The organism is Alloyangia mangrovi (assembly GCF_002300555.2).
Taxonomy (GTDB): domain Bacteria; phylum Pseudomonadota; class Alphaproteobacteria; order Rhodobacterales; family Rhodobacteraceae; genus Salipiger; species Salipiger mangrovi.
This window is the reverse complement of sequence record NZ_NTHN02000007.1, coordinates 24,134-43,617: the sequence shown is the minus strand read 5'-3', so window position 1 is coordinate 43,617 and position 19,484 is coordinate 24,134. Positions and strand designations below refer to the sequence as shown.

General features: G+C 67.2%; 19 protein-coding genes, 1 tRNA gene and 2 pseudogenes. 15 read left to right on the top strand and 7 right to left on the bottom strand.

The features are described from left to right. Positions 1-34 precede the first annotated feature (34 nt). Together CLG85_RS05620 and pheT are read left to right on the top strand one after the other, a co-directional pair. Positions 35-640: a malonic semialdehyde reductase gene (locus CLG85_RS05620; RefSeq protein WP_095883858.1), complete on the top strand. Its 606-nt coding sequence runs from the start codon at positions 35-37 to the stop codon at positions 638-640. A 214-nt stretch (positions 641-854) separates the two neighbouring features. Further along, positions 855-3,251 (top strand): phenylalanine--tRNA ligase subunit beta, encoded by a 2,397-nt coding sequence (gene pheT, locus CLG85_RS05615; RefSeq protein ID WP_095883857.1) that lies wholly within the window; start codon positions 855-857, stop codon positions 3,249-3,251. 183 nt (positions 3,252-3,434) lie between these two features. Here the strand turns inward: pheT and CLG85_RS05610 are convergent, their stop codons facing one another. The 3 genes from CLG85_RS05610 to CLG85_RS05600 all read right to left on the bottom strand — a co-directional run bounded on the left by CLG85_RS05610 (position 3,435) and on the right by CLG85_RS05600 (position 5,940). Further along, complete coding sequence (locus tag CLG85_RS05610) at positions 3,435-3,689, bottom strand: EF-hand domain-containing protein (protein ID WP_217989823.1); 255 nt, start codon at positions 3,687-3,689, stop codon at positions 3,435-3,437. A 62-nt stretch (positions 3,690-3,751) separates the two neighbouring features. Continuing rightward, positions 3,752-4,093, bottom strand: coding sequence for a carboxymuconolactone decarboxylase family protein (locus CLG85_RS05605; protein ID WP_095884481.1), 342 nt, complete (start codon positions 4,091-4,093; stop codon positions 3,752-3,754). Between the two features lie 158 nt (positions 4,094-4,251). Beyond that, positions 4,252-5,940, bottom strand: a complete 1,689-nt coding sequence (locus CLG85_RS05600) for an acyl-CoA dehydrogenase family protein (RefSeq protein WP_260348548.1) — start codon at positions 5,938-5,940, stop codon at positions 4,252-4,254. Positions 5,941-6,087: 147 nt separating this feature from the next. On the opposite strand from CLG85_RS05600, the gene CLG85_RS05595 reads away from it, so the two are divergent. Further along, positions 6,088-6,858, top strand: coding sequence for a sulfite exporter TauE/SafE family protein (locus CLG85_RS05595; protein WP_095883983.1), 771 nt, complete (start codon positions 6,088-6,090; stop codon positions 6,856-6,858). Positions 6,859-6,945: 87 nt separating this feature from the next. On the opposite strand, the gene CLG85_RS05590 is transcribed toward CLG85_RS05595, so the two are convergent. Next, positions 6,946-7,383: a PPC domain-containing DNA-binding protein gene (locus tag CLG85_RS05590; RefSeq protein ID WP_095883984.1), complete on the bottom strand. Its 438-nt coding sequence runs from the start codon at positions 7,381-7,383 to the stop codon at positions 6,946-6,948. Between the two features lie 168 nt (positions 7,384-7,551). On the opposite strand from CLG85_RS05590, the gene CLG85_RS05585 reads away from it, so the two are divergent. From CLG85_RS05585 to CLG85_RS05545, 9 genes and pseudogenes are all read left to right on the top strand, one after another. Further along, the gene (locus CLG85_RS05585) at positions 7,552-7,743 is read left to right on the top strand and encodes a hypothetical protein (protein WP_095883985.1); all 192 of its coding nucleotides are present in this window, start codon (positions 7,552-7,554) and stop codon (positions 7,741-7,743) included. 125 nt (positions 7,744-7,868) lie between these two features. Further along, positions 7,869-7,944, top strand: a tRNA-Trp gene (locus CLG85_RS05580). Positions 7,945-8,200: 256 nt separating this feature from the next. Further along, positions 8,201-8,995: a hypothetical protein gene (locus tag CLG85_RS05575; RefSeq protein ID WP_095883986.1), complete on the top strand. Its 795-nt coding sequence runs from the start codon at positions 8,201-8,203 to the stop codon at positions 8,993-8,995. A gap of 205 nt (positions 8,996-9,200) precedes the next feature. Then, entirely contained in the window at positions 9,201-10,037 is an 837-nt protein-coding gene (locus CLG85_RS05570; RefSeq protein ID WP_095883987.1) for a UDP-2,3-diacylglucosamine diphosphatase, read from the top strand. After that, a pseudogene (locus tag CLG85_RS27665) lies at positions 10,037-11,183 on the top strand (ceramide glucosyltransferase). The gene CLG85_RS05570 and the pseudogene CLG85_RS27665 overlap by 1 nt, the downstream one beginning before the upstream one ends. 73 nt (positions 11,184-11,256) lie before the next feature. Next, positions 11,257-11,628, top strand: a pseudogene (locus CLG85_RS05560) (DedA family protein); the annotation flags it as partial. 165 nt (positions 11,629-11,793) lie between these two features. Further along, the gene (locus tag CLG85_RS05555) at positions 11,794-12,495 is read left to right on the top strand and encodes a glycosyltransferase family 2 protein (RefSeq protein ID WP_095883990.1); all 702 of its coding nucleotides are present in this window, start codon (positions 11,794-11,796) and stop codon (positions 12,493-12,495) included. Positions 12,496-12,556: 61 nt separating this feature from the next. Further along, positions 12,557-13,162, top strand: a complete 606-nt coding sequence (locus tag CLG85_RS05550) for a CDP-alcohol phosphatidyltransferase family protein (RefSeq protein ID WP_260348546.1) — start codon at positions 12,557-12,559, stop codon at positions 13,160-13,162. Positions 13,163-13,265: 103 nt separating this feature from the next. Further along, entirely contained in the window at positions 13,266-13,469 is a 204-nt protein-coding gene (locus CLG85_RS05545) for a YgaP family membrane protein (protein WP_260348545.1), read from the top strand. A gap of 105 nt (positions 13,470-13,574) precedes the next feature. On the opposite strand, the gene CLG85_RS05540 is transcribed toward CLG85_RS05545, so the two are convergent. Then, entirely contained in the window at positions 13,575-13,781 is a 207-nt protein-coding gene (locus CLG85_RS05540) for a cold-shock protein (protein WP_066104551.1), read from the bottom strand. A gap of 345 nt (positions 13,782-14,126) precedes the next feature. Here CLG85_RS05540 and CLG85_RS05535 point away from each other — a divergent pair, with 345 nt between their 5' ends. Then, complete coding sequence (locus tag CLG85_RS05535) at positions 14,127-14,603, top strand: DUF2938 domain-containing protein (protein ID WP_095883646.1); 477 nt, start codon at positions 14,127-14,129, stop codon at positions 14,601-14,603. Between the two features lie 266 nt (positions 14,604-14,869). Here CLG85_RS05535 and ettA read toward each other — a convergent pair whose 3' ends face one another. Then, positions 14,870-16,525, bottom strand: coding sequence for an energy-dependent translational throttle protein EttA (ettA, locus tag CLG85_RS05530; protein WP_095883647.1), 1,656 nt, complete (start codon positions 16,523-16,525; stop codon positions 14,870-14,872). 183 nt (positions 16,526-16,708) lie between these two features. Here ettA and CLG85_RS05525 point away from each other — a divergent pair, with 183 nt between their 5' ends. Both CLG85_RS05525 and dacB read left to right on the top strand, forming a co-directional pair. Beyond that, positions 16,709-17,317: a nicotinate-nucleotide adenylyltransferase gene (locus CLG85_RS05525; protein WP_224847377.1), complete on the top strand. Its 609-nt coding sequence runs from the start codon at positions 16,709-16,711 to the stop codon at positions 17,315-17,317. Between the two features lie 85 nt (positions 17,318-17,402). Beyond that, positions 17,403-18,920, top strand: a complete 1,518-nt coding sequence (dacB, locus tag CLG85_RS05520) for a D-alanyl-D-alanine carboxypeptidase/D-alanyl-D-alanine endopeptidase (protein WP_260348543.1) — start codon at positions 17,403-17,405, stop codon at positions 18,918-18,920. Between the two features lie 98 nt (positions 18,921-19,018). Here the strand turns inward: dacB and CLG85_RS05515 are convergent, their stop codons facing one another. Further along, a complete protein-coding gene (locus CLG85_RS05515) occupies positions 19,019-19,444 on the bottom strand; it encodes a tellurite resistance TerB family protein (RefSeq protein ID WP_092423805.1) in 426 nt (141 codons plus the stop codon). Between the last annotated feature and the right edge of the window lie 40 nt (positions 19,445-19,484).

Sequence of the window (19,484 nt, the reverse complement as noted above, 5' to 3'; positions counted from 1 at the left end):
ATGACGCCCGACCGACGACTGAAAGGCACGACAGATGAAAGATCTCCTCCCCACCGGCGCGCTCGACGCCGAGGCTCTCGACACTCTCTTCTTCGAGGCCCGCAGCCAGAACGCCTGGCAGGACAAGGACATCCCCGAGGAGATCCTCGAGCAGCTCTACGACCTGGTGAAGATGGGTCCGACCTCGGCCAACTGCTCGCCGGCGCGCTTTGTCTTCATCCGCAGCCAGGAGGCCAAGGAGAAGCTCGCCCCCGCCATGTCGAGCGGCAACCGCGACAAGACCATGTCGGCCCCGGTCACCGTCATCGTCTGCCAGGACATGGCATTCTACGACAAGCTCGGCGAGCTCTTCCCCCATGTCGACGCCAAGCCCTGGTTCACCGGCTCCGAGGCGATGATCGCCGAGACCGCCTTCCGCAATTCCTCGCTGCAGGGCGGCTACCTGATCATGGCGGCCCGCGCGCTCGGCCTCGACTGCGGCCCGATGTCGGGCTTCGATGCCAAGCTCGTCGAGGAGGCCTTCCTCGTCGGCACCGGCTGGAAGGTGAACTTCATGGTCAACCTCGGCTACGGCGAGCCCTCGAAGGTCTTTGGCCGCCTGCCGCGCCTCAAGATGGAAGACGCCTGCAAGGTTCTCTGAGCCATCCTCCGGCCGTGGCGGCCCGTCGTCGCCACGGTCCGGCGCCGGGCTTTCTTCTAGGTCCAAATATCCCGGGGTGAATTGGCCGCAGGCCAAGAGGGGCAGCGCCCCTGCTTTCGTCCCGGCCAGGGGACCGCACCCGGCCAACCCCCTTTCCCCTCCCGCCTCATTCCGCTAAGGACCGGACCCAAGCGAAACCAAGCCGGGCCGAGAGATGAAATTCACGCTTTCCTGGTTGAAAGACCACCTCGACACCTCCGCCACGGTGGAGGAAATCACCGAGGCACTGACCGATCTGGGGCTGGAAGTCGAAGGGGTCGAGAACCCCGCCGACCGCCTGTCGGCCTTTACCATTGGCAAGGTGCTCAAGGCCGAGAAACACCCCGACGCCGACAAGCTGCGCGTCTGCACGGTGATGACCGACGAGGGTGAGAGCCAGATCATCTGCGGCGCACCCAACGCGCGCGAGGGGATCACCGTCGTCGTGGCCAAGCCCGGCACCTATGTGCCCGGCATCGACACCACCATCCAGGTCGGCAAGATCCGCGGCATCGAGAGCTTCGGCATGATGTGCTCCGAGCGCGAGATGGAGCTGTCGGAAGAGCATGACGGCATCATCGAGCTGCCCTCGGGCGAGGTCGGCGAGCGGTTCATCGACTGGCTGGCGGCAAACGATCCGGCCAAGGTCGACCCGGTGATCGAGATCGCGATCACCCCGAACCGGCCCGACGCGCTCGGCGTGCATGGCATCGCCCGCGATCTCGCGGCGCGTGGTCTCGGCACCCTGAAGGCGCTGCCCGAGGTGAAAGTGCCCGGCTCCTTCGCCTCGCCGATCAAGGTCACCATCGACGCAGACACGCTGGACGACTGCCCGGTGTTCTATGGTCGGGTCATCCGCGGCGTGAAGAACGGCCCCTCGCCTGAGTGGCTTCAGGACCGGCTGAAGGCCATCGGCCTGCGCCCGATCAGCTTCCTTGTCGACGTGACCAACTATTTCACCTTCGACCGCAACCGCCCGCTGCACGTCTTCGACGCGGCCAAGGTCTCGGGCGACCTGCGCGTGCACCGTGCCAAGGGCGGCGAGACCATCGAGGCGCTGGACGAGCGCATCTACACGCTCGAGCCGGGCATGGTGGTGATCTCGGCCGGTGACACTGTCGAAAGCCTCGGCGGCGTGATGGGCGGTGAGTCCACGGGTGTTACGGATGAGACCGTGGATGTCTTCCTCGAGGCGGCGTATTTCCAGACGGTCCGCACCGCCTACACGGGCCGCGCGCTGAAGATCAATTCCGACGCCCGTTACCGCTTCGAGCGCGGCATCGACCCGTCCTCGGCATCCCCGGGCATCGAGGCTGCCACCGCGATGATCCTCGAGATCGCCGGCGGCGAGGCTTCGGAAGTTGTCGTCGCGGGCACCACCCCTGACGTGAGCCGCGCCTACAAGCTCGACACCGACCGGGTGATCAGCCTCGTCGGCATGGAAATCCCGGCAGATGAGCAGCGCGCCACGCTGACCGCGCTCGGCTTCACCTTCGACGGCGACATGGCGAACGTGCCGAGCTGGCGTCCCGACGTGATGGGCGAGGCCGATCTGGTGGAAGAGGTGGCCCGTATCGCCTCGCTCACCAAGCTGCAGGGCCAGCCGATGCGCCGCGCCCAGCCGGGCGTGCCGAAGCCGATCCTCTCGCCGCTGCAGAAGCGCGAGCAGGTCGCCCGGCGCACCACGGCGGAGCTCGGCTACAACGAGTGCGTGACCTACAGCTTCATCGATCAGGCTTCGGCCGAGATCTTTGGCGGCGGTACCGATGCGACCATGCTGGCGAACCCGATCAGCTCCGAGATGAGCCACATGCGGCCCTCGCTGCTGCCGGGCCTGCTGCAGGCGGCGGCGCGCAACCAGGCGCGCGGCTTTGCCGACATGGCTCTGTTTGAATGCGGCCCGGCCTTCGCCGGCGGTGAGCCGGGTGAGCAGGCGACGCAGGTTTCGGGCATCCTCGTCGGCCGCACCGGTCCCAAGGACGTGCACGGAGCCTCGCGCCCGGTGGATGTGTTTGATGCCAAGGCCGATGCCGAGGCGATCCTCGCGGCGATGGGCGCGCCCGCCAAGATGCAGATCCTGCGCGGCGCCGAGGAATGGTGGCACCCGGGTCGTCACGGCAAGCTCTGCCTCGGCCCGAAAAAGGTGCTGGGCGTCTTTGGCGAGCTGCACCCCAAGGTGCTGCAGGCGATGGACGTGAAGGGCCCGGTCGTGGCCTTCACCCTCTACCCGCAGGACATCCCGCTGCCGCGCAGCACCGGCTCGGCGCGTCCGGCGCTGAAGCTGAACGACCTGCAGGCGGTCGAGCGTGACTTCGCCTTCGTGGTCAATGCCGATGTGGCGGCGCTGGATCTGGTCAACGCCGCGGCCGGTGCCGACAAGGCGCTGATCGAGGATGTCCGCGTGTTCGACGAGTTCATCGGCGGCAGCCTCGGCGAGGGCAAGAAGTCGCTCGCCATCACCGTGCGCCTGCAGCCGAGCGACGCGACGCTGAAGGAAAAGGACATCGAGGAAGTGGCAGCCAAGATCGTCGCCAAGGTCGAGAAGGCCACCGGCGGCACGCTGCGCGGCTGAACTCGGGTTCGGGAATGAGAAAGGCCCCGGCGGAGCGATCCGCCGGGGCCTTTTTCCTGTCCGTGTGCCGGGCCGCGCCTCAGCCGCGCCAGAACCGCAGCACCTTGATGCGCAGCACACGCATCAGATCCCGCCAGCCGCGGCCGCGCCGTTGGGCAGACGCGCCCCCGCGCAGCGGCACGCTCAGTTCCCCGGGCGCTTCGGCGGCGTCAACTCGTCGCCGCTCAGCACGCCATCGCCGTTGCGGTCCATCCGGGCGAACATGGCGCGGGAGTTGGCGTCGAACTCGGCCTTGGTGACCTTGCCGTCGCCATTGGCATCCATCTGCTTGATCATGTCGCCGGGGCCGCGTCCGGCTCCGGCAGCGCCCTGCGGCTGGGCCGCAAGCGCGGTGGCGGAGAGGAGGAGGGCGGCTGCTGCTGCGATGAGGGGCTTCATGGGGCGTCCTTTTTTGCCTGTGTCCCTCTGATACGCAGGCCGAACGCCGCTCCGTCGCGGCATCAGCCCTCGGTCACGAACTCGTCATAGGCGGCCAGCGCCTTGGCGGCATACATCAGGCCCGGCCCGCCGCCCATCTGGACCGCCATGCCGCAGACATCGGCGATCTCCTCGCGGGTGGCCCCAAGCCGGACCAGCGCGCTGACGTGGCTCAGGATGCAGGCGTCGCAGCGGATCGCGATGCCGATGCCGAGCGCCACGTATTCCTTTTCCTTGTGGTTCAGCGCGGCCTCGGCCGAGGCGGCCTTTTCCATCTCGACGAAACCGGCGAAGGTTTCGGGGATGGCCTTGCGCAGCTCGCGCAGCTCCTTGCGCTTGTCGGCGAGTTGTTCCTTGAAAGACATATCTCTCTCCTTGAATGTAACTGCGCCCTGATGACCACGCGCGGCGGGCGGCAGCCTTGATCCAGATCAGACAAGAGGAGGGTAGCGGGATTGCGTGCCCCGCAGAACGCAAAAGGCCCCGCGGGACGGGGCCTTGGCGCCTGACAGCGGCGGGGCGCTCAGCCGAGAAGCCGCCGGGCGATCACCTGCGCCTGAATCTCGGCCGCACCCTCGAAGATGTTGAGGATGCGCGCGTCGCAGAGAATGCGGCTGATCGTGTATTCCAGCGCGAACCCGTTGCCGCCGTGGATCTGCAGCGCGTTGTCGGCATTGGCCCAGGCGACGCGGGCGCCGAGCAGCTTGGCCATCCCGGCCTCGAGGTCGCAGCGAATGCCCTCGTCCTTTTCGCGGGCCGAGAAATAGGTGAGCTGGCGGGCGATCATGATTTCGACGGCCATCATCGCCAGCTTGCCCGACACGCGCGGGAAGGCGATCAGCGGTTTGTCGAACTGCTTGCGCTCCTGTGCGTAGCGCATGCCGACGTCGAGCGCCGATTGCGCCACGCCGATGGCGCGGGCGGCGGTCTGGATGCGGGCGCTCTCGAAGGTCTCCATGAGCTGCTTGAACCCCTTGCCCTCCTCGCCGCCGAGCAGGTTCTCGCCCTTTACCTTGAAGCCGTCGAAGCCCAGCTCGAACTCCTTCATGCCGCGATAGCCGAGCACCTCGATCTCGCCGCCGGTCATGCCGGGGGTGGGGAAGGGGGTCTCCTCGTCGCCGGGGGTCTTCTCGGCGAGGAACATCGACAGGCCCTTGTAGTCGGAGCTGCCGGGATCGGTGCGCGCGAGCAGGGTCATCACGTGGGCGCGCGCGGCATGGGTGATCCAGGTCTTGTTTCCGGTGATCACGTAATCGCCGCTCTCGTCCTTCACCGCGCGGGTGCGCAGCGAGCCGAGATCGGAGCCGGTGTTGGGCTCGGTGAAGACCGCTGTCGGGAGCTTTTCGCCGCTGGCGATCTGGGGCAGCCAGGTCGCTTTCTGCTCGTCGGTGCCGCCGGCGAGGATCAGCTCTGCGGCAATCTCGGAGCGCGTGCCGAGGGAGCCGACGCCGATGTAGCCGCGCGAGAGTTCCTCGGAGACGACGCACATCGACGCCTTGCTGAGGCCGAAGCCGCCGAACTCCTCGGGGATGGTGAGGCCGAAGACACCCATCTCGGCCAGTTCCTCGATCACCTCCATCGGGATGTAATCGTCCTTGAGGTGCCACTCGTGGGCAAAGGGCTCGACCTTCTCGACGGCGTAGCGGCGGAACTGCTCGCGGATCATCTCAAGCTCGTCGTCGAGGCCGGTGCGGCCGACGGTGATCTCGGCGCTGCGCTCTTGCATGAGCGTGACGAGGCGGCTGCGGGCGGCCTGGGAGTTGCCGCTGTCGGCGAGCGCGCCGGCGGCGCCCTCGCGCAGCGGCGCGGCAGCGGAGGCGGGCAGGCCAAGGTCGGTGAGGCGCACCATCTCGCCCTGGTTCATCTGGATGCCGCCGGAGATCTGGCTGATGTACTCGCCAAAAGCGATCTGCAGAAGCAGCTGCTCGACCTCGCCGAAAGTACCCTCGGCCACCAGCCGCTCGGCCCAGCCGTGCATCTGGCGCAGGGACTCGGCGTAGGTGGCAAGCCAGGCGAGGCCATGGGCGGCGAACTGGTGCACCTCGATCAGCCTGCCCGAGATGCGGCCGTCTTCCTCGACCCGCGCGCGGACGGCGGCACGGGCCGCGTCGAAGATCTGCTCGATCGGGGCAACCGCCGCGCCGGTCAGCTCCAGAAGATTTGCAAGCACGACGGGCTGTTCAACCACGCCACCCTGTCCGTCATGAGCCATGAATCATCTCCTCCTGCTGCCAGGACTGGAGATACCGATTTCGCAACCGCAGCGCAACAAAAATACCGAATTCGAGTTTATATGATTGCTAATATTACCTCGCCGAATGTGGCTGCTGGGGCGATCCCTGCGTGATATGAGGCACTTATGGACGCGCTCTTCTCCCTCGTATCGCCGCCGATGCTGGCGCTCGCCTTCGCCGTTGCAGCACTGGCGGGCATGGTCAAGGGCATGGTCGGTTTCGCCATGCCGATGATCATGATCTCGGGGCTGGGCTCGGTGGTCTCGCCCGAGCTGGCGCTGGCCGGGCTGATCCTGCCGACGCTGGCCACCAACGCCTTCCAGGCCTTCGGCGAGGGGCCGCGCGCAGCCTGGGAGACGGTGAAGCGCTTCAAGCTCCTCCTGATCGTCGCCTTCGTCATGCTGGCGCTCTCGGCGCAGCTGGTGCGGGTGCTGCCGGTGCAAGTGCTGCTGGCGATGATCGGCGGGCCGGTCTTCCTCTTCTGCCTGATGCAGCTGGCCGGCTGGCGGCCCAACCTGCCGAGCGGGCCAACGCCGAGGATCGAGGCCTCGGTCGGCGCGGTGGCAGGGTTCGTCGGCGGCCTGTCGGGTGTCTGGGGACCCCCCTTCGTGGCCTACCTGACGGCGATCGGCACGGAAAAGCGCGACCAGATCAGGGTGCAGGGCGTGGCCTACGGGTTGGGGGCGATCTCGCTCACCGGGGCGCATACGCTGTCGGGGGTGCTGAACGCGCAGACCTTGCCCTTTTCGGTGGCGATGCTGGTCCCGGCGATGGGCGGCATGTGGCTGGGACGCCGCGTCCACGACCGCATCGACCAGGCGATGTTCCGCAAGCTGACGCTGATCGTGCTGCTGGTGGCGGCGCTGAACCTGCTGCGACGGGCGTTCTTCGGCTGAGGCCCCTTCAGCAGGGGGCTCTGCCCCCGCCCGCCTGCGGCGGTCTCCCCCGGGATATTTCCGCCTAGAAGAAACGGCCCGCGCGGGTCAGTCGAAGAGCAGTTCGGGATAACCGGTGCGCGGATCGACCATCCGGCGGAAATGCACCGGGGCGAGGCCGATCACCACCTCGGCGGTGGTGCGCACCAGCGAGCCCTCGAGCAGGTGGCCGCCGAGCATCGCGCCGCTGGAATCCGACACGGCAATATGCAGGTGGGGGCCATGCTCCGAGAAGGTGCCCGAGAGCGAGACGATCTCCAGCGTGACCTCCAGCGACAAGGGGGTGTCGAGACCGGCCGGGCGCAGGCTGACCTTCGACAGGCTGCCGACGCAGGCGACAACAAACCCCGCATGCTCGCGCTCGGCGGCAAAGGCGTGATCGAGCGCCCGGCGCAGGTCGTGACCCGGCAGCAGGCGCAGGGCGAGGAAGCGCGTGGCAGCGCCGGGCCAGGTGGATTTGAGGGCGGGGTCCAGCTTGGGGTGCATAGCGCTCAGAATGCCACAGCGCGGGCGACTCCCCCAAGTGCTTTGCGTCGCGGGGTGCGCCCGGCGAGCCGATCCGCAGCGATGGTCGGGCGCGGGCCGCGTTTCTGGGGTGACCCGGGGCCGGGCCTGCTGCTAGGAAAGAGCACCCTTCGAGGCAGGAGCCCCCCCGTGTTCGATTTTTCGCACCCCTTCTTTCGGCCGCTTTGGCTGCGCGTGGCGATCACCCTCGTCTGCCTCGGCTGGGGGCTGCTGGAGACGCAGATCGGATCGCCTGCCTGGGCGGTGGTCTTTCTTGGTCTGGGCGCGATCTGCGGCTACAAGCTGCTGCTGACCTACCGACCTCCCGAAGGCGGCGAGTGATGCATCGGAGCCGCGCTCGGCAGGGCTTTTCCCGGAGCATTCGAGCAGGGCGCAAGAGAAGCGGAAAAACGCGCTGAAACCCGGTTGACCATGCCTTCAGAACCTTCTAGTTAGCGCAGCACCACAGGGGTATAGCTCAGCTGGTAGAGCGACGGTCTCCAAAACCGTAGGTCGCGGGTTCGAACCCTGCTGCCCCTGCCAAGCACCTTGTCCAAGGTGCACCTCCTTCCTCACAGTTTCACTCGACGATACCGCGGCGCGCCGCTTCGTGCGGCAGATGTTCGGCGTGTCTTGCGATGCATTTCGGGCAGCGCGGGCGTGGCGGAATTGTCCGGTTTCCGCCGGGTCAACCCCATGCGCGGAAAAGTTGTTTCGCAGTCCGGGCAATTTCGCCTAGGCTTCTCGGCAGTATGATCCCGAACCCTTTTTCCGCATGACATTTTATTGGAGCGCTCCCATGATCCAAGTCGCCCGCGCTGCCGTGGCCGGTGTAGCCGCAGCGCTTCTCGCATCTCCGTCGCTGGCCCAGTCCGATTCGACGGACCTGCAGAAGCAGCTCTCGAACCCTGTGGCCTCGCTGATCTCGGTGCCCTTCCAGTTCAACTTCGATGACAACATCGGCCCCAAGGGCAAGGGTGAGCGCTGGACGATGAACATCCAGCCGGTCATTCCCTTCGACCTCGGCGGCGGCTGGAACCTGATCTCGCGGACCATCGTGCCCGTCGTGTCGCAATACAACCTGCCCTCGCAGGGCCAGGATGATTGGGGGCTCGGCGACGTCACGCAGAGCTTCTTCTTCTCGCCCGCGCCGACCGCCGGCGGGCTGATCTGGGGGGTTGGCCCGGCCTTCCTCTTCCCGACCGCCACCGAGGACAATCTCGGGCTCGACACTTTCGCAGCTGGCGTGACCGGTGTGATGCTCAAGCAAAGCGGGCCCTGGACGATGGGGGTGCTGGCCAACCATCTCTGGGACTGGGACGGGCCCGCGGAAATCGACGCGACTTTCACGCAGCCCTTCCTCGCTTATGCCTATGACAACGGCTGGACCGCCACGTTGCAGGCGGAATGGACACATGACTGGGTGAGCGATACCGATTCCGCCCCGGTCGGGCTGATCGGCTCCAAGCTTTCAAATATCGGCGGAACGCCCGTGAGCTGGTTCGGCGGCGTGCGCTACTACGCCGATTCCACGCCAAACGGGCCGGATGGCTGGGGCGCGCGTTTCGGCGTGACGCTGCTTTTCCCCAAGTGAGCACAGGCGTCCTGCCGGGGGTCAGGCGCCGGCAGGGCGGCGGGCCCGGGGCGGCGTGAGGATGCCCAACCGGTCGAAAAATAACAGAATATTGGGGTCGGGCAGGAACCAGTGGCGACATCTGTGCGTTCTCGCCGGTGGAGCGTCACACGCACGATACATCGATTCGCCATAAGGCGGGCGAACAGTGAAGGAACTTGCCCGGATGCCGACATTTTCCGATGGCCGGAGCGCCCGCACCCCCTATCGCAGCCTGTTCATCTCCGATCTGCACCTGGGCGCGCGCGCCTGCCGCGCTGGCCCGATCCTCGACTTCCTCCGGGGGGTCGAGGCCGAGACCATCTACCTCGTCGGCGACATCTTCGATCTCTGGCACGGCGGGCGGCTGCATTGGGCGGCGGCGCATGACGCGATCATGGCCGAGCTCAGGGCGCGGGCGAAGGCGGGGACGCGGATCGTCTACCTGCCGGGCAACCACGATGCGACGATGCGCGACCCGGGTGCGGCGATCGAGGGCTGGGAGCTGCGCGAGGCGGTGATCCACAGGGCGGCGGACGGGCGGCGCTACCTCGTGCTGCACGGCGATCAATGCGATCCGCGCATCCTGCGCTGGCATTTCATGACCCGTCTCGGCAGCCGGGCGGACGCGCTTCTGCGCCAGTTCGACGGGCACTTGCGCCGCCGGGCAGGTCTGACCGAATGGGAGCAGAGCTTCGTCGACCGGCTGCTCTCGGCGGCCAACACCCTGCTGGCCATGGGCGACCGCTTCGAGCGCAAGCTGACCAAGCTGGCGGGGGCGGCCGGGGCCGTGGGGGTGATCTGCGGCCATTCGCACAAGCCGGGCCTGCGACAGCACAATGGCGTGGTCTACGGCAATTGCGGCGACTGGATCGACAGCCTGACCGCGCTCGCCGAGGATTTCGACGGCAAGATGCGCCTGCTCAGCTACGAGCGCGTGCCCATGCCTGCGGCGCTGCCGCGCCCGGCGCGCCCTGCCGAGGGCAAGGCCGAGGCGGGCACCCTGGCCGAGGGGGCGATGTGATGGTGCTTGCCTGCCTGCTGCTCGTCCTCGTGCCCCTGGCCATCCACCTTGCCAGCGCGGCGCTGGCCGGATGGCGCTATGTCACACCCGGCCCGACGCCCGCCGAGGGGGAGAAACCCTTCCTGTCGCTGATCCGCCCGGTCTGCGGGCTCGATGCCTTCGACGAGGAGACGCTGCGCTCGTCCTTCCGGCAGGCCTACCCGGCCTATGAGGTGATCTTCTGCGCCGCCCGCGAGATGGATCCGGCGGTGCCGCTGCTGCGCAGGCTGATCGCCGAGCATCCACATGTGCCCGCGCAGCTGCTGATCGGCGAGACGCTGCTCACCGGCAACCCCAAGCTCAACAACCTCTTCAAGGGCCTCGCCGCGGCGCAGAGCGACGGGCTGGTGATGACCGACAGCAACCTGCTGCTGGACCGCGACTACCTGACCCGTCTCGTGGCCACCTGGCGCGCGGACACCGGCCTCGTCTCGGCGCCCCCGGTGGGCAGCCGCCCCGGCAACTTCTGGGGGGGCCGTGGAATGCGCCTTCCTCAACAGTTCGCAGGGGCGCTGGCAGCTTGCGGCGGACAGCCTCGGGCTCGGCTTCGCACAGGGCAAGACGCTGTTCTGGAAACGCTCGGTGCTAGAGGCCGGTGGCGGGCTCGAGGCACTGGGGCGCAACCTTGCTGAAGATGTGGCCTCGACCAAGCTGGTGCGCGCGCAGGGGCTGAAGGTGCGGTTGGCGCGGCGGCTCTTCGCGCAGCCGATCGGCAGGCGGCAGGCGCGCGCGGTCTGGGACCGGCAGCTGCGCTGGTCACGGGTGCGGCGCGACGGCTTCCCGGGGCTTTTCATGGGCGAGATCGTGCAGGGCCCGCTGCTGCCGTTGATCGGCGTCGCGGAGCTCGCCGCTGCAGGCGTGGCGAGCCTCTGGACGCTGCCGATGCTCCTGGTGCTGTGGTATGCTGCGGAATGGGCGCTCTGCCGCGTGGCGGGCTGGCCCGCCGGGCCGCGGGACATCGCCGCCATGCTTGTGCGCGACCTCTTGCTCCCGGCGATCTGGGTGGCCACATGGGCAGGGCGCGGCATCTCTTGGCGCGGAACGGATATGGCCCCAGCCATGGCGTCTGGCAGCGCGGCGGAGACGGCCGCGAGGGTCGCGGAGTAGAAACTTGATCGGACTGGAAACGGTAACTGCGCTCATCGCCAAGGAAGGCCTGGCGATCCTCGCCCCCATAGCCATGCTCGAGGGGCCGATCGTCACGGTGATCGCCGCCTGGCTGGCGAGCCGGGGCCTCTTGGACATCTGGAGTGTCACACTGGTGGTGATCGCCGCCGACATCGCGGGAGACATGCTCTACTATGCCATCGGGCGCTGGGGGCTGAACCGGCTGCCGCAGGGCTGGCTGATGAAGATGGGGCTGAACCGCGCCCGGCTCTCGGCGCTGGCCGGGCATTTCCACCACAAGGGTGGCCGTACGCTGGTGATCGGCAAGATCACCCATAGCGCCGGGGCGCCGATCCTGGTGGCGGCGGGGCTGGCACGGATGTCCATCTGGCGCTTCCTCTGGGTCAACACGCTGGCCACCATCCCCAAGAGCCTGTTCTTCGTCGCACTTGGCTACACGCTGGGCTCGGCCTACAGCCAGATCGACAACTGGATCGCCCGCGCCTCGCTGGTGCTGCTGGGCGGGTTGGTGGTCTTCGGCATGGGCTGGGTGCTGCGCCGGGGCGTGAAGACGGGCTGGAAGGCGGGCCTCAAGCTGGGGGGGCAGACCGTGACGACCTGCGCGCTCAGCTGCATCATCCCCGCCTACAACGAGGCACCGCGGATCAGCGCGGTGCTGGCGGCGGTGCTGGATCACCCGCTGATCGGCGAAGTGGTGGTGGTCGACGACGGCTCGTCCGACGGTACCGCGGAAGTGGCCGAAACGGCAGGGCAGGGGCATGCCAAGCTGCGCGTGCTGCGCCAGCCGGAGAACGGCGGCAAGACCCGCGCGGTGGCGCGTGGCATCGCCGAAGCGCGGGGTGTCCACGTGCTGCTTCTGGACAGCGATCTCATCGGGCTGGGGGAGGGGCATCTCTCGGCTCTCGCCGCGCCGGTGCTCGAGGGGCGCGCCGATGCCGCCATGAGCCTGCGCCGCAATGCGCCGCTTCTGTGGCGGGCCATCGGTATCGACTACATCTCGGGCGAGCGGGTGATGCCCCGTGCCGTTCTGGCCGCGCAGATGGAGGCGCTGCACGCCTTGCCGCGCTTCGGGCTCGAGGTTTTCATGAACCGGCTGTGGATCGAGGCCGGTCTGCGCGTCGCCGTGGTACGGTGGCCCGAGGTGGAGAGCCCGTGGAAACATGATAAACGCGGCGGCTGGATCGCGGGGCTGCGCGCGGATGCGGCGATGATGGGCGATATCTTCCGCACCGTGCGCCCCGACGAAGCCCTGCGGCAGGTGCTGGAGCTGCGGGGGCTCCGGGTCTCCTGACCCAGCTGCGCTGAGCAGAGCCGCTTGAACGCCGCGCCTTGCCGGTCCAAGACTTGCCGCCATGATCGACGCTTACCTCCTGCCATTGCAGCGCCGCCTGCTGCATCCCGTCGCCCATGCGCTGCACAGCCGGGGCATCAAGGCCGACTGGGTCACGCTGGCAGGCTTTGCCTGCGGCCTCGCGGGGGCAGGGGCAGCGGCCTGCGGCGCCTTCGGGTTGGCGCTGGCCGGGCTGGCGGCGAACCGGCTGGCCGACGGGCTCGATGGCGAGATTGCCCGCCGCGCCGGGCCGACCGATCGCGGCGCCTTTCTCGATATCGCGCTCGACTTCCTGTTTTACGCGCTCTTCCCGCTTGGCTTCGCGCTGGCCGATCCGCAGGCCAACGCGCTGGCCGCCACGGCGCTGACCGCCAGCTTCATCGGCACCGGCTCTTCCTTCCTTGCCTTCTCGCTGATCGCCGAGCGGCGCAAGATGGTGGCGGCGGACTACCCGAGCAAGGGCATCTACTACCTTGGCGGGCTGACAGAGGGGGCAGAGACCATCGCGCTCTTCGTGGCGGTCTGCCTTTTCCCCGCAGCCTTCGCGCCGCTCGCATGGCTCTTCGCGGCGGCCTGCGCGGTGACCACGGCGACGCGGCTGCTCGCCGGCTGGCGGTTGTTCCGCTGACACGCCATTAACATTCAGAATATTGAATTTATCCCCGAAGGCGCCTACATTGCTTTCAACAGGGGGCCGCAGGGGCGCCCGGAGGTCTGAAGGAGTGCAGGACATGACACTGGACCGTGCCGTAATGCTGTTTGCCGGGGCGATGGTGCTGCTGAGCGTGGCGCTCACCGTCTGGGTGTCGCCCTATTGGGTCTGGTTCACCGTCTTCATCGGGGTGAATCTGATGCAGTCGGCGGTCACCGGCTTCTGCCCGGCGGCGATCGTCTTCCGCAAGCTGGGTGTCAAGGCGGGCCACGCCTTCTCCTGAACGGGCACGGCCGCGCGGAGAGGGCCAGGCAGCCAAGCAAAAGGGGCGGTCCCAGACGGGCCGCCCCTTCGCTTTGCGGGAGAAGTCCCCCGCGAAATCCGGTGCTCAGGCGAGCTGGATGTTCACGGCGCTTTCGCGGCCGTCGCGACCAGCTTGCAGCTCGTAGGTCACCTTCTGGTTGTCAGCGAGGCCGGTGAGGCCCGAACGCTCGACTGCAGAGATGTGGACGAAAACGTCCTTGGAGCCGCCATCGGGAGCGATGAAGCCATAACCCTTGGTGGTGTTGAACCACTTCACGGTACCAGTTGCCATGGGATAAACCCCTTCCTGTCTATGCTGCCCACGGAACTGTGGCAGCCCGGCGTAGAAACGTCTGTATCGATAGACTGCGTGCCGGGTAGGAACTGGGTCGTCGAATAGAAGCCTAAGCGGTCAGTAAAATGCCATGTTGAACCCCGAAAATCAAGGGGATTCGGGTTTGGGGGCGGGTCTCCGCCGCTGCCAGTGCCCAATAGTCACTATTGGCATCAAGGGTTTGCCGCTCGGCCGCTGCGGCCACACGGCAGGCTGGGTGCGGATCAGCACGGCTGGCAGCGCTTCGCCCCTTGTGGTTCGGCTTCCCTTGCGGCAAGCCTGTCGCGTCGAGGGAGTGATGTGATGCAGCAGGTGTTTGTCGGAATTGCCATGGGGCTTGGGGGCACCGTCGCCATGGATCTCTGGGCGCTGCTCCTGCATCTCGTGCTGGGAACCCCGAGGCCCGCATGGCGCAACCAGGGGCGTTGGCTGGTCCGCGCGCTCGGCGGGAACGTCTTTCACGACGACATCACCGCCACGCCACCGATCCCGAATGAGAGCGCCATCGGCTGGAGCTTCCACTACGCGGTGGGCATCGCCTATGGGGTGATCTTCGTGATCCTGGCCGGGGAGGGCTGGCTGGAGGAGCCGGGCTTCGCGCCGCTCTGGCTCTTCGCGCTGGTCACCATCGGGGCGGGATGGTTCCTGATGCACCCGGGCATGGGATTGGGCTGGGCCCTGTCGAAAACGCCCACCCCATGGAAGGGGCGGGCGCTGGGTCTGCTGGCCCACACGGTGTTCGGCCTGGGCATGTGGGCGGTGGCGCTGCTCGCCACCTGAGCGTCAGATCATCGCCCAGTCGGTGAAGCGGAACTCTGGTTGGGGCTGGGGGTCCGGCTGCTTGCGGGCCGTCTGCTGCGATGCCTGTGCGGACTGCGTGCTCATGTCAAATTCTCAGACTGATTGCTGTTTGCCCGGGAGCTTGCGATTCATCATCTCTCCCGTGGCGGGGCAGGTAATCCGTCGCCCGGGAAAACGAAAGACCCCACGCACGGTGACGTGCGTGGGGCTGATCGGGTTGTGAAGTCAGAGTGGCGGAAACCGGCTCAGCGCGCGAATTTCTTGAACTTCACGCGGGTCGGCTCGAGCGCCGCTGCGCCGAGGCGGCGCTTCTTGTCTTCCTCGTAGTCCTCGAAGTTGCCTTCGAACCATTCCACATGCGCCTCGCCCTCGAAGGCCAGGATGTGCGTGCAGATACGGTCGAGGAAGAAGCGGTCGTGCGAGATCACCACGGCGCAGCCGGCGAAGTCGACAAGCGCGTCCTCGAGCGCGCGGAGGGTCTCCACGTCGAGGTCGTTGGTCGGTTCATCGAGCAGCAGGACGTTGCCGCCCTCCTTCAGCAGGCGGGCCATGTGCACGCGGTTGCGTTCACCGCCCGAGAGCAGGCCGACCTTCTTCTGCTGGTCGCCGCCCTTGAAGTTGAAGGCGCCGCAATAGGCGCGGCTGTTGATCTGCGCGTCACCCAGCTGGATGATCTCGGCACCGCCCGAGATCGCTTCCCAGACCGTGGCGTCGCTGGCGAGATCGTCGCGCGACTGGTCGACATACGACAGCTTGACCGTGTCACCGTAGGTGACCGAGCCCTCGTCCGGCTGTTCCTGCCCGGTGAGCATCTTGAACAGCGTCGACTTGCCGGCGCCGTTTGGGCCAATGACTCCGACGATGCCGCCCGGCGGCAGCGAGAAGTCGAGATCCTCGATCAGCAGCTTGTCGCCCATGGCCTTCTTCAGACCCTCGACCTCGATCACCTTGCTGCCAAGGCGCGGGCCGTTGGGGATGATGATCTGGGCCTTGCCGACCTTCTCGCGCTCGGACTGGCCTGCCATTTCCTCGTAGGCCGCGATACGCGCCTTCGACTTGGCCTGGCGGGCCTTGGCGCCCTGGCGCATCCACTCGAGTTCGCGCTCGAGGGTCTTCTGCTTGGCCTTGTCCTCGCGGGCCTCGTGCTCGAGCCGCTTGGCCTTCTGTTCCAGCCAGCTCGAGTAGTTGCCCTCGTAGGGGATGCCGCGGCCGCGATCGAGTTCGAGGATCCAGCCGGTGATGTCATCGAGGAAGTAACGGTCGTGCGTGACGCAGAGGATCGTGCCCTTGTAGTCGATGAGGTGGTTCTGCAGCCAGGCGATGGTCTCGGCGTCGAGGTGGTTGGTCGGTTCGTCGAGCAGCAGCATGTCCGGCGCTTCAAGCAGCAGCTTGCAGAGCGCGACGCGGCGCTTCTCACCGCCCGAGAGGGTGGTGACATCCGCGTCATCCGGCGGGCACCGCAGCGCTTCCATGGCGACGTCGATCTGGCTGTCGAGATCCCACAGGTTCTGCGAATCGATCTCGTCCTGCAGCTGCGCCATCTCGTCGGCGGTCTCGTCGCTGTAGTTCATCGCCAGTTCATTGAACCGGTCGAGCTTGGCCTTCTTGGCCGCGACGCCGAGCATAACGTTGCCGCGCACGTCGAGCGACGAGTCGAGCACGGGCTCCTGCGGCAGGTAGCCGACCTTGGCGCCCTCGGCGGCCCAGGCCTCGCCCGAGAAGTCCTTGTCGATGCCCGCCATGATGCGGAGCAGGGTCGATTTACCGGCGCCGTTGACGCCGACGACACCGATTTTCACCCCGGGCAGAAAGCTGAGACGGATGTTCTCGAAGCATTTCTTGCCGCCGGGATAGGTCTTGGAGACGCCGTCCATGTGGTAGACGTACTGATAGCTGGCCATCGGTTCCTCCGGTGAAAAAGCTTTGCGGGCGTGTATGGCACCGCAAGGGGGGGAAAGCAAATGCCTTGTTTTCCGGGATCACGGGTCCTGACCCTGGCCATGGATGACGGGGTGCAAAAATGCGGTTGATCCCCGTCCAAAATCCTGTGTCTTTGGGCATTCATTCCTGAAGGAAGGGGCGGGATGCTCTGGACTGCGCATCAGACCGGGTTTCATCTGGCACCCGGGCAGAGGATCGGATTGCTCGGCGGCTCGTTCGACCCGCCGCATGAAGGCCATGTCCGCATCACCCTCGAGGCGCTGAAACGCTTCCGGCTCGACCGGGTCCTCTGGCTGGTCAGCCCCGGCAACCCGCTGAAAGCAAAGGGTCCCGCGCCGCTCGAGGCGCGCATCTCCGCGGCGCGCGAACTGATGCAGCACCCGCGGGTCAGCATCAGCGGCTTCGAGGCGCTGGCCGGCACCCGTCACACCGCCCGCACGCTGGCGCTGCTGCAGAAGGGTCACCCCGGCGTGCGCTTCGTCTGGTTGATGGGGGCGGACAACCTCGCGCAGCTGCACCGCTGGGAGGATTGGCAGGAGATCATGCGCCGCGTGCCCGTCGGCGTGCTGGCGCGGCCCGGCAGCCGGCTTGCCGCGCAGGGGTCGGTGGCGGCCTCGGTCTTCCGCCATGCCCGCCTGCCGAGCAGCGCCGCGCCGCTGCTGCCGCTGAGCACGCCGCCAAGCTGGTGTTTTGTCAACCTGCCGATGTCCGACCTCAGCTCGACCGCCCTCCGGGCGCAGGGGCGGCGATGAGCGGTTGGGGAACCGGCGGAAATGTGAAGCGCCACGAGAGCCTGCACGCTTGCTGCGCTCTGTGCGCATCGGTTAGATCGGCGGAATGAACCGCGGACTCTCTCGTCGTCACTTCCTGCTCTCCCTTGCTGCAACGGGGCTCGCCTCGGCTGCCGCCCCGGCTTTCGCGGAGGCGCCCGAGCGCTCGCTGAGGCCGCTGGGCCGTGGCGACAACGTCGCCGTGCGCAGCCTCGACACACCCGAGGAGCTGATCGCCAAGGCGCGGCTCGGCGACGGGGTGGTCGGCTACGCGGTGCTCAGCGCCGCCACCGGCAAGCTGCTTGAAAGCCACCGTGGCACGCTCGGCCTGCCACCGGCCAGCGTCGCCAAGTCGCTGACCGCCTCTTACGGGCTCGACGTGCTGGGCCCGGACTACCGTTTCTCGACCGAGCTCTGGACGACCGGCGCCATCGTCGGCGGCGAGCTGAAGGGCGATCTGGTGCTGGTCGGGGGCGGCGATCCGACGCTGGACACCGACGGGCTTGCCAAGCTGGCGCGCAACCTCGAGGAAGTGGGGATCAGGTCGATCACCGGGCGCTTCATCGTCGACGGCGGCGTGCTGCCCTATTCTCCGGTCATCGACACCGAGCAGCCCGTGCATGTCGCCTACAACCCGGCGGTCGCGGGGATCAACCTCAACTACAACCGCGTCAGCTTCGAATGGGAGAAGGCCGGCGACGGCTACGAGGTCAGCATGGACGCCCCCTCTATGGCGGGGCGGCAGGCGGTGCGCATGGCGCATATGGCGGTCGCCGACCGCAATGGGCCGATCTACACCTATGACGATCTCAACGGCCGCGACGAGTGGAGCGTGGCGAAACATGCGCTCGGCAAGGGCGGCTCGCGCTGGCTGCCGGTGCGCAAGCCCGAGCTCTACGTGGGCGAGGTCTTCCAGGCGCTGGCCGGCTCGAAGGGGCTGCAGCTGCCCGAGCCGGTGATCGAGCACGGGGTCGAGACGGTGGATTTCATCGGGCGCGTCGAGAGCGAGCCGCTCCACGTCGTGCTCAAGGACATGCTGAAGTATTCCACGAACCTCACTGCCGAGCTGGTGGGGCTGACGGCCACGCGTAAGCGGCTTGGCCATGCGCTGTCGATCAAGCATTCGGCGGAAGAGATGAATACCTGGGCGCGCGAGAGCATGGGGCTAACCCACGTGGCGATGGTCGATCATTCCGGCCTTGGCGGCGACAGCCGCGTCGCGGCGGCGGATGTGGCCTCGGCGGTGCTGCAGGCCGAGCGGCGGCTGAAGCTGAAGCCGCTGATGAAGCCGATCACCGTGCTCGACAATCGCGGCCGCCCGGTGAAAAATACCTCGCTCGAAGTGCACGCCAAGACCGGGACGCTCAACTTCGTCAGCGGTCTGGCGGGCTACGTCGACCTGCCGAGCGGCGAGGGTCTGGTCTTTGCGATTTTCTGCGGGGACGTGCCGCGCCGCGACGCAATCCCGATCGAGGAGCGCGAGCGCCCGCCGGGCATGATGGAATGGAACACCCGCGCCAAGATGCTGCAACAGGACCTGATCCGGCGCTGGGGCGAGCTGTTCCCCGAAGGCAAGGGGGGGTGAGGCCGTGGCGCTCTCCGGGGTGACCCCGGCCACGCAGACCTCGTCGGGCGCCATGGCCTTCACGGAAACCGCGGAGCCCTGACGCCCGAGGGCCGGTGTCAGGCGCGTAGGTGGCGCGCCCGAGCACCGCGCTCGATGGCGGCGGCATGCAGCCGGTCGATGTCGAGCTCGTAGCGGATTTCCTCGAGCAGCCGCAGCTCTTCCTCGCGCAGCGTGCCATCGGCGGCGGCCACATCGCAGGCCAGCGCATAGGCGGTCTCGTTCAGCCGCTCGGGCAGGTTGTCGCGCAGCAGGCCGAAAAGCGCGTCGAGCCCGTCTTCCTGTTCGAAGAGGTCGAACACGAGGTCGGTGATCACCCGCATGCGGTCGATGTCATAATCGCTGAAGATCGGCAGCATGTTCACGGCGGATTCGATCTTCACCAGCTCGGCGGTGCGCATGTTCTCGTCCGAGGCCGAGACGGCGATCATCAGAGCGACAAGGCAGTCTTGCGGTGTCATCGGGTGCGGGGCGGCGTCGGGCACTGGAATACTCCGGAAAAATCATGCTACGGGCAATTTATTG

Excerpts from the sequence above, each read along its gene's own strand:
- CLG85_RS05620 (WP_095883858.1), top strand. The coding sequence starts at position 35 with ATGAAAGATCTCCTCCCCACCGGCGCGCTCGACGCCGAGGCTCTCGAC.
- pheT (WP_095883857.1), top strand. The coding sequence starts at position 855 with ATGAAATTCACGCTTTCCTGGTTGAAAGACCACCTCGACACCTCCGCC.
- CLG85_RS05610 (WP_217989823.1), bottom strand. The coding sequence starts at position 3,689 with ATGAAGCCCCTCATCGCAGCAGCAGCCGCCCTCCTCCTCTCCGCCACC.
- CLG85_RS05605 (WP_095884481.1), bottom strand. The coding sequence starts at position 4,093 with ATGTCTTTCAAGGAACAACTCGCCGACAAGCGCAAGGAGCTGCGCGAG.
- CLG85_RS05600 (WP_260348548.1), bottom strand. The coding sequence starts at position 5,940 with ATGGCTCATGACGGACAGGGTGGCGTGGTTGAACAGCCCGTCGTGCTT.
- CLG85_RS05595 (WP_095883983.1), top strand. The coding sequence starts at position 6,088 with ATGGACGCGCTCTTCTCCCTCGTATCGCCGCCGATGCTGGCGCTCGCC.
- CLG85_RS05590 (WP_095883984.1), bottom strand. The coding sequence starts at position 7,383 with ATGCACCCCAAGCTGGACCCCGCCCTCAAATCCACCTGGCCCGGCGCT.
- CLG85_RS05575 (WP_095883986.1), top strand. The coding sequence starts at position 8,201 with ATGATCCAAGTCGCCCGCGCTGCCGTGGCCGGTGTAGCCGCAGCGCTT.
- CLG85_RS05570 (WP_095883987.1), top strand. The coding sequence starts at position 9,201 with ATGCCGACATTTTCCGATGGCCGGAGCGCCCGCACCCCCTATCGCAGC.
- CLG85_RS05550 (WP_260348546.1), top strand. The coding sequence starts at position 12,557 with ATGATCGACGCTTACCTCCTGCCATTGCAGCGCCGCCTGCTGCATCCC.
- CLG85_RS05545 (WP_260348545.1), top strand. The coding sequence starts at position 13,266 with ATGACACTGGACCGTGCCGTAATGCTGTTTGCCGGGGCGATGGTGCTG.
- CLG85_RS05540 (WP_066104551.1), bottom strand. The coding sequence starts at position 13,781 with ATGGCAACTGGTACCGTGAAGTGGTTCAACACCACCAAGGGTTATGGC.
- CLG85_RS05535 (WP_095883646.1), top strand. The coding sequence starts at position 14,127 with ATGCAGCAGGTGTTTGTCGGAATTGCCATGGGGCTTGGGGGCACCGTC.
- ettA (WP_095883647.1), bottom strand. The coding sequence starts at position 16,525 with ATGGCCAGCTATCAGTACGTCTACCACATGGACGGCGTCTCCAAGACC.
- CLG85_RS05525 (WP_224847377.1), top strand. The coding sequence starts at position 16,709 with ATGCTCTGGACTGCGCATCAGACCGGGTTTCATCTGGCACCCGGGCAG.
- dacB (WP_260348543.1), top strand. The coding sequence starts at position 17,403 with ATGAACCGCGGACTCTCTCGTCGTCACTTCCTGCTCTCCCTTGCTGCA.